The following is a 14,062-nucleotide window of genomic DNA, read 5'->3' as shown; positions in this document are numbered from 1 at the left end:
TTCATATTCAGAAAATAAAAAGCCGACGAAACAGGAAGCTTTCGTCGGCTTTAGCGTTGGGTTAATTAAGGCCTACTAGTTTATGTTATTTATTACTACAGGCCTTTGGACGCAGAATTAATGCTCCCAATGATAGTGGTGCGCTTTCGCTTCCACATCATCTGCCGTTTGTTGCGGCATAAAGGTGGCATTGTCTTGTTCAAAGAAGAACGGTTTGCGTTTTTTCTTACTGCCCACTTCGTTCATGGTGGCCGACTCGTATACGCGTCCATTTAGTACAGTGTATTCTACGAATTCACTCTTTCTAATGTCACTTAATACGTCGCCATCAATCACCACTAGGTCAGCAAGTTTACCTTTTTCGATACTGCCCAAATCTTTGCCCATACCTAGGTGTTTCGCGCCATCAATAGTACCGCCGCGTAGCGCTTCCCAAGGCGTAAAGCCGCCTTGTTCCATGATCCACAGCTCCCAGTGAGCAGCTAAGCCTTCACGCTGTCCGTGAGCACCAATATGTACACTGACCCCATTATCTCGGAGCTCTTTGGCGTAGCTTGCTACGTTTTGGTGGTTGTACTGATTTTCTGGCGCAGTAGGTCTGCGGATCGCACGGCTATCTAGAATAGTCGACGGCGTATAACGAAGAAGACGCGGGTTCTTCCAGACTTCAGTTTTGTCGTACCAGTACTCTTCACCCATCATGCCGCCGTACGACACAACAAAGGTCGGCGTATAGCCAAACTCAGTGGCTTTCCACAGTTGAGTGACGTCGCTGTAGCCTTTTTCCACAGGAATGCTGTGCTCAAGACCCGTATGGCCATCTACCAACATAGTCAGATTCTGCTGAAGCTTACCGCCTCCTTCAGGCACTACCATCATCTCTTGATTTTTTGCTGCCCACAGCACTTGCTGACGCTGGTCACGACGCGGCTGATTGTAGCTTTTCACTGAAATAGCACCGGCTTCTTTCAAGCGCTCTACGTGGAAATAGGCATCTTCATAATTGTTGATAATCGCTTTGTAACCTAGTCCTTCTGCACCGTATAAAATCGTGCCGGTGGAGTAGATACGTGGCGCAACAATATCGCCTTTACGCTGTAATTCTGCCGCAGCAAAAATTTCTGTCGTGTCGTTTGAAGGATCATGAATGGTTGTTACGCCGAACGACACATTCGAGTACTGACTCCAGTTTTGCTGAGGAATAATCTCATTGCGGCCCTGCGAGCCGTGAGCGTGCGCATCAACAAGCCCTGGGATAATGGTTTTCCCCGTGGTGTCTATTTTCATTGCATCATCAGGAATGGTCACATCACCACGTTTACCCACTGCTTCAATGCGGTTGTCTTTAATCAGCACAACGCCATCTTCGATCACCTCTTGGGTGTTGTCGGCATCGCGCATGGTTACCACTTTACCGCCAACCAAAGCTTTGTAACCAGATGGCTTGTCAGCTTTAGTGGTAAACGACAAATCCATACCTTCAGCTACCGGCTCAGGCAGCGTTTCCCTTGCGCCATCAACAAAGGCAAAGGCTTCATCGAGTGAACGGCTAAATAGCGTAGGGCCGTTAAACCAGCTAAGGGTTCTATTGTCAGGCGACCACGTTAAGTATTCACCTGCACGGCTTGAGAGCTGCGTTACCGGCAGTGAGGTCATGTTCGGGCCTATGGTGATGCGCTTGCCATTTTCGACAAACGGCGCCACGTACGTTTTGAACTGGTAAACAAACGCAACCCATTTCTTATCGTGTGAAAGTTTGTACTCACTTACTTTATCTGCACCGTAAAGGTGAGTTCGCTTGTCGTTACCCTTAAGGTTAACGCTTGAAAGCTGGGTTTCGTAGTAAGCTTCGCCGCCCGCTGATTCGGTGAAATACACTCGGTCGTCGTTACCCGCGAAATGCGCGTTGTAGCCGCCCTCAGAGACTTTTTCTACGGTGTCTTCTTCAAGATCTGCTACGTAAATTCCTGGCTCAACCGAGTATTTGGGGTCTAATAAGTAGCCGCCCGTAAACTTGCGGAAGACGACTTTCTCGCCATCGGCAGAGAACGACGGCTCAATGTAGTGACCTGGCTGCTGGGTAATAACCTTTCCTTTCCCGCCACGAGCAGAAACCACGCGAACGGTGCCTAGGTCTTGGTCATTCCATGTCGTATAAACAATCGACTTTCCGTCGTTAGAGAAGCGCGGATAGTATTCGTCATGGTCGTTTTGTTTCGTTAAACGCTTAATTTTGCCAGATTTAACGTCGCGTACATAAAGTTTACCTAACGCTTGGAAGAGTACGGATTTACCGTTGGGCGACATTTGAGACCAGCGGATCATGCGAACGTTAAATTCATCAGGTGCGACATCTACGTTAAAGCGTAACGCATCGGCAAATTTCACCGTGCCTTCAACGGTCACGTCCATGGTGCTGGTGGTTTTATCTTTCACGTTGATAGTGTGGAACTTACCGCCTGTCCAATATACGATTTCGCTGCTGTCTGGCATCCAGTCGAAGTAGGCAAAGTAACCTTCCGAACCAAAGCCTTCCTGCATATCTCGCTCTAGTTCTAACGTCAGTGGTGTTTCTACACCTGTCTTGATGTCTTTAATGAAAAGCGCGGTTCTATCTTTAACGCGACGCACAAAAGCGATGTATTTACCGTCAGGTGAAGGCGTAGGAACCACAGCGCCGCCCGTACCGCTAATATAGCGGCTCTCTTCGCCGGTTTCGCGGTCGTAGCGAGTGATAGCAAAAATGCCTTCTAACGGGTCGCGGTTATATTCAAAGCGGGCGCCCGGAACCGTATTTTCGGTAAAGTAAATATACTTGCCGTCATGAGAGAATACAGGGTCAGCAATGTTTTGTTGGTCGCGCTTTCCGCTGTTACGAGCTTTAATTTGTAGGCCGTCACCACCTGATTTGTGGTACATCCAAATCTCGCCCGCAGGAATACTACGGCTAGACATGATGCCTTTGGTTACCACTAGGTATTCGCCGTCTGGGCTCCATTTAGGAGAGTGGATAAGATTGCTTTTCTCTTTGGTTACCTGACGAAGATTACTACCGTCAATGTCCATAACCCATACGTTACTTAACCCATCTTTATCCGAGATAAATGCGATCTGTTTACCGTCTGGAGAAATTGAAGGGTGAATATTCCATGCGAAGTCTTGGGTCAGCGGGGTCGCATCGCCACCACTCATGCTCACTTTGTACAAGTCACCCAGCATGTCAAAAACCATAAACTCGCCGTTTGGTGCAACGTCTAAGCTAGACCACGTGGTTTCGTTTGTTTTGATAGTGACTTCGTTTAATGCATAAGGTGGGTTGCTGACTTCCCACGTTTCAAGCTCGGATTCTGTTGTTTCTTCACTGTCGTTTTGGGCGTATAAAGTAGGTGCGACGCCCAAGCCCAGGGCGCTTACTAGCGTGATGGCCAGTAAACTTTTCTTTGTCGTTATCATAATTGTGTTTCCAACCGCTTGTTATTTATTTTCTGTCTACATCAGAGTACATGACTTAACATGAAGATACGTACTCTTGAATTGTAAAACTAAGGTTAATCTTACTGCAAAGTAGGATAGATTCATTTAGCTTATGCGATTGTAAGCACGATTTTAGCGTTTAACTTTCATTGACCAATTTTCGAGAATCGTTACTATTCGCGTTTATTTCGCAATTTGTGAGCGCTGTTTTGAAACTTTGGGTACGACGACTGCACCTTCTATTAGCGCTGGTATGTGGGTTATTTATTATTTGCCTTAGCATCACCGGTGCATTGCTAATTTATGCAAAAGATATCCAAACCTTTGTCCAACCAGAGAAGTGGACCATAGAATCTCACGAATCGCCCTTACCCCTTTCTTACATAGTGAATGCGCTGGAAGACGAGACGGGTCAGAAAGTCGAGCTTTTAATGCCCGAGTCAGACCCTGAGCTCGCTTGGCAAGGGAAGCTCAACAATGGCGAATACGTAAGCGTAAACCCCAACTCTGCCGAAATACTTCATAGATACGATTATTACAGTACGTTTTATGGGTTCACCATGGCTATCCATCGATGGCTGTTGTATCAAGATGGTGACAACGAAAAGCCACTTAGAAATTGGGTGTCTGTTAGTGCCTTAGTTCTACTTCTTGAAGTAATTGTGGGTTTTTACCTTTGGGTAAAGCCAAAAAATAGAATAAAACGCCTTGCGATTAAACGCCGCGCCAAGTTTCGAATTCTCATGTATCAACTTCATACAGTGCTGGGCGTTTATTTGGCTATACCACTAATACTCATCGCTTTTAGTGGCATGGCGTTTAATTGGAAAAGCGCTACGCAGCAGGTGGTGGAAACCGTTACTTTTTCAAAAGTTGAGAAAAGGCCAGTACCTGAACCGTTATCCCCCGATGCTAGTAGTGCTTCAGTGGCTATCGATACATCTTATCAAAACGCCATAGCGGTGTTTCCCAATGCGTCACTATTTCGCATTTACTTCCCAAAAAATTCAGGCGAACACTTAGGTTTCAGAATGCAAAACCCCGGCGAGTCTCACGCCTACAGCTGGGTTTGGACAAACCCTCAAAATGGAGAAATAACGGGTTATTACGATGCATCAAAAGCGAACGTAGCGACGCAGATTTGGAACTTCAAATACAAGTTTCACATTGGTGATTTCGCGGGCCCATTGCTTGAATTTATCTGGTTATTTATCGCATTACTCCCAGCGTTTTTTACGATAACAGGGTTTTACTTTTGGTATAAACGCCATTTTAGATAATGAGAATAATTTTCATTATCTTTACATTGCTCTTCTACACCTTTAGTATAACGCGCCTTTCGTAACTTTATTTTCTTAAAAGAGTTTTCATGTTTAGACCATCGCTCACGCTCATTGCCTTAGCCGTTAGTGCGCCTTCTTTTGCTAATGATGCCCAAAAGGATATGGAACGTATTATCGTTTCTGGAAGCCGTGTTATTGAAAGTATTGATGAAGTACCAGCGTCAATCACCGTTATTTCAAGAAAGCAGATTGAAGATCACCTGAAGGTAAACCCCGAGTTACAGAGCTTGTTAGCGCAGATGGTGCCGGGCTTAGCTCCAGATACAGGTAGTTCGAGCAATACTGGCCAGTCTTTGCGCGGACGAGCTCCGCTTGTGATGATTGACGGTGTGCCTCAGTCCACGCCACTTAGAAATGGCTCGTTAGGTGTGAAAACGATTGACCCTAGCGCGCTTGCTAGAATTGAGGTAATCAAGGGCGCCACGTCTGTTTATGGTAACGGAGCGTCGGGCGGAATTATCAACTACATTACCAAACAAGCAACAGCGCAAGACACGCATGAGGGCCAAGTGAGTTTGTCTTCACGTTTTAGCGCAGTGAAGCTTGAAGAGTCAGCCGGTGCGCGTATTTCAGCTGCGATTAACGGCAAGGTGGAGAATTTCGATTACCTTGTTACCGCCAGTTACGAGGGAAACGGCGTTCAGCGCGATGCAGAAGGCGACATCTTAGGTTTGCAGTACGGCCTGTCAGACGCTGAAACACAGAATTACTTTACCAAATTAGGTTACGATTTCGATCAAGAGAAACGCCTTCAATTTAGCTACAACTACTTTAGCTCTCAACAAAAAACTGATTTGGGAGATGTTCCCGGAGACATCAACGAAGGCGTGAAAACCTACGCTATTCACGTACCTGAAGCGTTGCAAAAACGCGGGAAACCTCAGGGGCCTGATGGAAATGAGAACATCACCCTGAAATACACAGACAGTAATATCTTTGCAAACAGTGAAATGACGCTTGATGTGTACTCGCAAGATATTGAGAACGTATTCTTCTTTTCGCCTAACTTAGCGAATCCGGATGAAGGCTACGACGGCGGCCAGTCTATTATTCGCTCTGAAAAGCGCGGCGCTCGCGCGACGTTTAATACTGCCATTGATTTCGATGGCGTAGAAGCCACGTTTATCTATGGTATCGACGCGCTAAAAGACACTACCTCACAGCCGCTGGTTGATGGGCGCGTGTGGGTTCCTGAAATGGAAATGGACAGCTTAGCTGGCTTTTTACAAACAAAGTGGGTAATTCAAGACGACGTTATTGTAAAGGCAGGTGTGAGAAGGGAAAGTATCGATTTATCGGTTGATGACTACGAAACACTGAAGCTCTGTCGCTCTGAAACTCAATGCTCTGTTCCTCTTCAAGTTAAGGGGGACACTATAGATTATGACGCAACCACTTATAACATTGCAATTAAGTATAACTGGAGCGACAGCTTTAGCCCGTTTTTCAATTACTCGCAAGGTTCAGATATCGCTGACATTGGCCGCCTACTGCGCGCTGCAACGGTAGATGATATTGGTCTTATTCAAACGGAAGCTTCTATCATCGATAACTACGAAGTGGGTTTCACTTCTCTTTTCGACCAGGTACGCCTTGAAGTTGCGGCTTACAGAAGTACATCTGAACTTGGTACGACCAATAGTTTCAACGAAGTGACAGGTGTGTATGAGCCTGTACGCGCACCACAGGAAATTTGGGGTTATGAAGGCTTAGTAGACTATCGAATCTCTGAAACGCTCAACGTGGTAGCCACATATAGTTACGTTGAAGGGAAAAATACCGAAGCTGATGTGTACCTTGGCTCTCGCCAAATTAGTCCACCCAAAGCAACGGCAAACGTAAACTGGAAGCCATCAGACACTTTATCGTTAACAGTTAGCTATCTGTATGTGGGTGATCGTAAACGCTTCTCGCCAAATGCTGACGGCGACTATGTGGGCGATCAAGGACCTATATCGAGCTACAATATTGTTAACCTAAGTGGACAATACCAGTTCGCTGAAAACTGGAATGCGTTTATGGGTGTCGAGAACCTGTTTAACAGCGACTACTATCCTGCGCGCGCTCAGTCGTATACTTACGGTGGCTACAATATTAAAGGATTAGGCACCACAGCAACCCTTGGTGTGACTTACTCTTTCTAACCAATAGCACCTCGTCTAATTGTGGCGAGGTGCCTTCTCTTTATCATCACTTTCAGTGATGCTTGTCTATTACAGCAATAATCGCTAATTTCGTAACAACTCATTAACAATGAATTGTGTAGGAATTACCGTGAGCAACGCTGAACAACAATTGCATTATTCTACTTGTACGCTTTGTGAAGCAATGTGTGGTATTGAGGTAGCGACGAAAGGCCGTCAGATACTGTCAATAAAAGGGGATAAAGAAAACTCATTTAGCCAAGGTCATATCTGCCCGAAAGCGAGTGCGTTAAAAGACTTGTACGACGATCCTGACCGCTTGAAGCGCCCGGTAAAAAGGGTACGAATTGACGGCGAGGCGAGTGCATCGGAAGACTGCACCTGGGAAGACAGCGCATGGGAAGAGATAGGGTGGGATGAAGCCTTTGATTTGGTCGCAAGCAAGTTACACCACATCCAGCAGGCACACGGCAATAATGCGGTAGGTGTGTATTTAGGAAATCCTAATGCGCACAATATGGGCTCAATATTATTCGGACCGTATTTCTATCGTGCCCTCAAGTCGCACAACCGCTATTCCGCTACCTCAGTTGACCAGTTGCCCCATCATATTGTTAGTCGACGACTTTTTGGTCATATCTCCCAAATTCCCATTCCTGACATTGATCACACGCAGCACTTTATGATCATCGGCGGGAATCCGCTGGCCTCTAATGGCAGCATTATGACCGTGCCAAACGTGAAAAAGCGTTTAAAGGGCATTCAAAAACGTGGAGGAAAGGTCGTCGTCATCGACCCTAAACGCAGCGAAACTGCCGATATCAGCTGTGAACATCACTTTATTCGTCCAGGCAGTGACGCGCTGTTACTGCTAGCTATGCTGCATGTATTGTTTGAAAAGCAGTTATACAAGGCGGATGAAATTTTACCTTATGCCGAGGATATAAAAGCGGTCGAAAAATACGTTCGCGACTATTCACCACAAAAGGTGAGCGAGCTTACTGGTATTACAGCTTCACAAATCACTCAGCTTGTTTTGGACTTCTGCTATGCTGAGTCTGCAGTTTGTTATGGAAGGATGGGGGCTAGCGTACAAGCGTTTGGTACGCTCACTCAGTATCTCATCATGCTGTTTAATATGCTCACCGGAAACCTAGATAAGCGGGGTGGCATGATGTTTACTCAGCCAGCCGCTGACGTATTACCTGTATCAGGCAAGGGCAGCATGGGCGGATTTACCTCTCGCGTAAGAGGGCTTCCGGCGTTTGCTGGTGAGTATCCGGTAGCGTGTTTAGCCGAGGAAATCTTAACCCCGGGAGAAGGACAAATTAAGGCCATGGTAATTGGTGCAGGTAATCCTGTGGTCACTACGCCAAATGCAGAACAGCTTGATAAAGCATTTTCTCAACTCGATTTTATGGTTGCGGTGGACTTTTACGTTACCGAAACCTCCCGTCATGCTGATGTGATCCTTCCTCCGGTAACCGCGCTAGAACGCGACCATTACGACATTGTTTTTCACAACTTTGCCGTGCGAAATTTTGCTAAGTACTCCGAAGCGGTGGTAGACATTGACGAAGACCAGCTTAGCGACTGGCAAATATATCTTTCGTTAGCCGAAAGGCTCGATGCGCTAAACGGAAAAAACACCGCACACTATGCTGCGCTTTGGGACAAGCAGCCTAAAGGTGTGGTCGATGATTTGTTGCAAGCAGGTCTTTATGGTCGAGCAGCAAGTAAAAGCGAAAAAGTTGAGGCAAAATTAAGCGAAACTCCAACCGCTATTCCGGAAGGCGGATTGTCGATTGATACGCTTAAAGCACACCCACACGGTATCGACTTGGGGCCGCTACAGCCGTCTTTGCCTCATGCCTTGTTTCATGAAGATAAGAAGATTCACTTAGATTTTGATTACTTCATGGCTGATTTAGACAGGGTTAACGCGCATTTCTTTGGAAAAGCGAACCGTGTTGCGCCGCAAAATCAGTTCGTTGTTTTGATAGGGCGCCGACATATTAAAACCAATAATTCGTGGCTGCATAACAGCCCTCGTATGGTGAAAGGCAACAACCGATGTACGCTGCAGCTTCACCCTGATGACGGGTCAAAATACGGCATTACAGATGGCGATGAGGTAAGTGTGAAATCGCGGGTTGGCCGGCTAACCATAGAGGCTGAAATCACAGATGCAATTATGCCCGGCGTGGTATCTATTCCCCATGGATGGGGGCACAACAAAAAAGGCATAAAGTTGTCTGTGGCAAGTCAGCACCCTGGGGTAAACACCAATATTCTTACTGACGATTTACAGGTAGACGAATTATCGGGAAATGCGGTGCTAAATGGCGTGCCCGTGGAGCTAGAAAAAGTAAGTTAAACACATAAAAAAGCCGACATTAACTAATAAGCTAATGCCGGCTTTTGTGAGAAAGCGCTCAATTGAGCGCGTCTCTCTAGGTCATCGTAACAAACTCTTCTGCACTGGTAGGGTGAATAGCTACACACGCATCAAAGTCAGCTTTAGTCGCGCCCATTTTTATGGCAACGGCGAAGCCTTGCAGAATTTCATCCATGCCGTGCCCAATACCGTGAAGGCCTACCACTTTTTCGTCTTTACCCGCACATACCAGCTTCATCTTTGTCATTTGGCGGTGGCGGGTTACCGCGGTGTACATAGACGCAAAACTAGAGGTGTACACTTTAACGTTATCTTCACCGTATTCTTCAATGGCTTCTGGCTCGGTTAAGCCAATAGTGCCAATGGGTGGATGACTAAACACAACGGTTGGAATAAGCGAGTAATCCATATGGGCGTCTTTTTGGCCGTTGAATAAGCGTTCGCTTAGCAAGCGACCCGCTTTAACTGCCACCGGAGTAAGCTCTGCTTCACCGGTAATATCACCAACCGCGTAGACATTCTTTGCCGTGGTGTTTTGATATTTATCTACTTTAACCGTGCCGTTGTCGTTCAGTTCAACGTCGGTATTTTCAATATCAATTTTGTCGGTAGAGGGTTTACGGCCAATAGCCCAAATCAGGCAGTCAGCTTTTAACACTTCACCATTGGTTAAGTGTACTGATAGCTCGCCATCGTCAGCTTTTTCCACTTTCTCTACGCTTGCATGGTCGTGCAATTTGCAGCCTTCAGCGTGGATCATGTCAACCAAAGTTTCGTGAATAAGCGGGTCGAAGTTTCTAAGCGGCGCGTGTTTGCGAACTACCAGGTGCGATTCTGTGCCAAGGGCGTGAAGAACGCCTGCCAGTTCAACCCCAATGTAGCCTGCGCCAACCACGACAGCGCGCTTCGGCTGCTCTTTTAAGGCAAAGAAACCATCAGAATCAATACCGTACTCAGCACCTTCAATATCTGGGATGATTGGGCGGCCGCCTACAGCAATCGTAATATGATCAGCCGTGTACTTTTCGCCGTTGACTTCTACCGTGTTGTTATCAATAAACTTCGCAAAACCGCGAATTAAGGTAACGTCGTTTGCAGTAAGCACGCGGTCGTACGAGGCATGAATACGCTCAATATAGGCCTGGCGGCTGGCAATCAGGCTGTCCCAGCTAAAGTGATTTACCGACAAATCGAACCCGTATTCAGGTGCGTAGCGGTGCACAGCTTCAGCAATTTGGGCTCCGTACCACATGGCTTTTTTAGGCACGCAGCCAACGTTCACGCACGTACCGCCAATATCTTTCGCTTCAATGATAGCGGCCTTCTTTCCGTGTTTAGCTGCACGGTTTGCGGATGCGATACCACCGCTGCCACCGCCAATACAAATATAATCAAAATGTGTCATTAAAAAAGCCTTTTTTGTCGGTTAGGCGAACGCAAGCGATAAGCACAAATGCCTTCGACAGGTTCGCACAGCAAATCATTCTCTATCGGTCTCGTCATAAAGAGTAATCAAAAGACCGAGATTTGCTTAAGGGAATTTCATTTAGTTTATCAATGGGGACAGTGCAGCCTAATTAAAAGGCTAAGGTAAAGCGAGGCATATTCATGCATCGCCCGTCCTGTTTTCAGTACGATACCTTTAAAGCTTATTCACTTATAGTAGCAGAAAGCTCTTCTGGTTCTATTTGAATACTAAACGCTTTTCCACGCTCTTCTTCAAAGTGTACGAGTTTTTGAATGGTGGCATCACTAAACACATGTCCCTCGGGAAGGATAAGGATGTGACTATCGTTATACAAATTTTGGGCGAGGACCATGCCTGCTTTGAGCTGCGAGGCTTTCAATGATGTAGAAAGCAGTTTAGATGTCGTTACATCTTCTGCTTCGAGCAACAGGTCCAAGAATTCACCGTCATAGCGGGTGTTTCTGTGCTTTTTCATTTCTAGTTTGGCATCGCGAGGGCTCATTTCGATGCCGCTCATTCTGCCAGTTACTAAGCGCCAGTAATCTCGGGCAATGGCCAAGATGCGCGCGCCAGCAGGAATTTCTTTTGCAACTTTGTTATACAAGCCTGAGCCATTATAGTGCTCGAACTGAAATTCAATAATGTCAGAAACTTGATGTAGTTCATGAGCCGGAGCAAGTATTAACGCAGCCTGCTTGGTTTGCGATAGATAGTTTTGCTGCTGTTGATATTTAAGCTTTGAAAATGGCGCCTTAAAATCTTCGCTTTCAAGCCCTAGTAACCCAAGCTCGCAGATAAGGCCAGCATAACGCACCTGTTTGATTTCTTCTTTCTCTAACCGAGCAATACGCGCCAGCTTTGATGCCAACTCGCTAACCTCAATGGCAAACTTACCATTAATGTCAGGGTTAATGCTTATCACGTTGAACAGCACCTGCTCCATTGCAAGGTTGTGTTTTTCGATTTTATTTAGCGCCGCTTTTATTTGGCGCGTGCGCTTTTGAACCACTTGTTCTAGTGAGGCATTTACGTCGCGTAGCTTTTTATTTTGCAGTCGTGTTAGTTTTTGTAGACGAAGGTTTTCCGCCTTTAACTTAACGCGCTCTAAGCCTTCTTCTACAACAGCGATAAGCTCTTGGTTGTCCCATGGCTTTTGCAGGTAACGGTGTATCTTGCCTTGGTTTACAGCTTTAATTGTTGACTCAATGTCGGCATAGCCGGTGAGCACAACTCTAAATGTCTCGGGATAATTGATAGCGACCTGCTCGAGTAATTCCGCACCTGACATCTGCGGCATTTTCATGTCAGAAATAACTACGTGAACATCGTGTTTACTCATTAAATCTAACGCTTTGGCACCACTATCAGCAAGCAGTAAGGTGATGTCCATAGTGAACAGCGCACGCTTAATAGCGCGAAGGATATTCGGCTCGTCGTCGACAAATAGAACCGTGTAGGTCGTGGCTTGTTCTGTAGTAGGCTCTGTCATAAATTATTATCCTTATAAGCGACGTTACAACTATTACACGCAATGCTGCTTGATAACACTATTAGTTGATTCATCCTTCGCTCTCTAATGTTTTGTCTGATTGTGAAACAAGGGGGAGCGCTAACGTAAATATGCTTCCTTCTCCCTCTTTACTGGTGGCTGAGAGCGTGCCGCCATGCTCCTGAGCAATGCCAAACGAAATTGAAAGACCTAAGCCAGTGCCTTGCCCTTCAGGTTTAGTTGTAAAAAATGGATTGAAGAGTTTGTCTAAATGACTTGATGGAATACCGCAGCCAGTGTCTTCTACACGAAGCTCGACAAACTTGCCCGCAGTACATGTGGTAATAGTTATCTTACCGTTCTTACCCGTGCTCTCTATCGCTTGACCCGCGTTAATGAGTAAGTTGGTAACAACTTGAGAAACCTTGCCTACATTCATGGCAACGTCAGGGACTTTGCCTAAATGCGTTTCAACAGTGCAAATATACTTTAATTGGTTGTTCACCATGGCAAGGGTAGTGCGTACACAATCATTAATGTTGTGCTGCTGCATGTGGTCACTGTCTACACGAGAGAATAGCTTTAACCCTTTTACAATTTCAGCAACCCGACTTAAACCGTCTCTCGAATCGCTGAGAAGGTCGGTGATATCTTCATTGATAAACGCCATATCCTGATTAGCTAACATTTTTTCTAGTTCTGACAAGGCAGAAGCACGCTTACCCTCGTCTTGCTCATTAAGGACCGCGTTAATTTGTGAAAATATCATTTGGTAGGTAGCAACGTACTCGCTTAAGGTGGATATGTTGCTGCTGACAAAACCGACAGGATTGTTAATTTCATGGGCGACACCCGCTGCTAGCTGGCCAACTGACGCCATCTTCTCAGCTTGAAGTAGTTGTACCTGGGTCTCTTTTAGATCTTTATTGGCCTCTTGGAGTTGATAGTTTTTCTGATGCAGCAATGCGGTTCTATCCTGAACCTTTTCTTCAAGTAGCGTGTTAAGCTCTTTAAGCTCATCTTGCGCGTATTGACGCTGCGCATGTTCTTCTTTCAAACGCTCAACCAGTTGATTAAATGCCTCTGCCAGTTCGCTTAACTCATCAGTGCCGCGCACGGGAACAAAAACATCTTGATAGCTGTTGTTTTTCACTGCATCACCTAAACGTTTAGCGCCTTCGTGTAATTGATGAAGTTGCGACATCAGGTAAGAGCCAAGTAAGTAAGAGCACAATCCGACCAAAATAAATTCTAGAAAAGCCAGTGTAACTGTCCAGTTTCTCACCCTCGATACTGATTCAGTTACTGAAGCAATGTTAAGCCCAATCTCTACATAGCCGTACAAAGTCCTGTTCACCATGATGGGGGCTCGGGTGTCGTAAATACCATCATCAGCGTCTGAAACACTTGTGTCGGCAGTAAAAGGGCGGTTTAGTGCGTTGGTGTTACCCTTTTCTACGAAAACTCTGCCTAATTTGTCTTTAACTTTGACGTAAGCAATATTGGGGTTGGTAAGGATTTCTGACACGTCGGCATCAAGAGCTGCAAGGTCGTAGCTTAAAAAGGCATTTTTTGTCGTCGAAACAAAAAGGGCAACCGTGGTGTCGGCTGACTTCTTTATGTTACTGTCGACAAGGTCATTAAGTAGCTGAAACACCGTCACAATGAGCACTAGCAGCAAAAGCGCTGCTATTGATGCGATGCCTGTTATTGTTTTTATACGCAACGACAGTTTCATACGAGTCT

At 46.0% G+C, this 14,062-nt stretch carries 7 protein-coding genes; 3 read left to right on the top strand and 4 right to left on the bottom strand.

Going from position 1 to position 14,062, the window contains the following annotated elements:
- Window positions 1–117: 117 nt before the first annotated feature.
- A complete protein-coding gene (locus tag KUL49_RS15780) occupies window positions 118–3,453 on the bottom strand; it encodes an amidohydrolase family protein (protein WP_131137912.1) in 3,336 nt (1,111 codons plus the stop codon).
- A gap of 170 nt (window positions 3,454–3,623) precedes the next feature.
- Here KUL49_RS15780 and KUL49_RS15775 point away from each other — a divergent pair, with 170 nt between their 5' ends.
- From KUL49_RS15775 to KUL49_RS15765, 3 genes are all read left to right on the top strand, one after another.
- Window positions 3,624–4,754, top strand: a complete 1,131-nt coding sequence (locus KUL49_RS15775) for a PepSY domain-containing protein (protein WP_131137911.1) — start codon at window positions 3,624–3,626, stop codon at window positions 4,752–4,754.
- A gap of 89 nt (window positions 4,755–4,843) precedes the next feature.
- Window positions 4,844–6,961 (top strand): TonB-dependent receptor, encoded by a 2,118-nt coding sequence (locus KUL49_RS15770; protein WP_131137910.1) that lies wholly within the window; start codon window positions 4,844–4,846, stop codon window positions 6,959–6,961.
- Between the two features lie 130 nt (window positions 6,962–7,091).
- Window positions 7,092–9,338 (top strand): molybdopterin oxidoreductase family protein, encoded by a 2,247-nt coding sequence (locus KUL49_RS15765; RefSeq protein WP_131137909.1) that lies wholly within the window; start codon window positions 7,092–7,094, stop codon window positions 9,336–9,338.
- A 76-nt stretch (window positions 9,339–9,414) separates the two neighbouring features.
- Here KUL49_RS15765 and gorA read toward each other — a convergent pair whose 3' ends face one another.
- The 3 genes from gorA to KUL49_RS15750 form a co-directional block, all read right to left on the bottom strand.
- Window positions 9,415–10,764, bottom strand: coding sequence for a glutathione-disulfide reductase (gorA, locus tag KUL49_RS15760; RefSeq protein WP_131137908.1), 1,350 nt, complete (start codon window positions 10,762–10,764; stop codon window positions 9,415–9,417).
- Between the two features lie 244 nt (window positions 10,765–11,008).
- Window positions 11,009–12,316 (bottom strand): response regulator, encoded by a 1,308-nt coding sequence (locus KUL49_RS15755; protein WP_014977555.1) that lies wholly within the window; start codon window positions 12,314–12,316, stop codon window positions 11,009–11,011.
- A 70-nt stretch (window positions 12,317–12,386) separates the two neighbouring features.
- Complete coding sequence (locus tag KUL49_RS15750; protein ID WP_014977554.1) at window positions 12,387–14,054, bottom strand: ATP-binding protein; 1,668 nt, start codon at window positions 14,052–14,054, stop codon at window positions 12,387–12,389.
- Window positions 14,055–14,062: the final 8 nt, after the last annotated feature.

The sequence above is a fragment of the Alteromonas sp. KUL17 genome (assembly GCF_006538305.1).
Taxonomy (GTDB): Bacteria; Pseudomonadota; Gammaproteobacteria; order Enterobacterales; family Alteromonadaceae; genus Alteromonas; species Alteromonas macleodii.
This window is presented reverse-complemented; position numbering and strand designations above follow the sequence as displayed.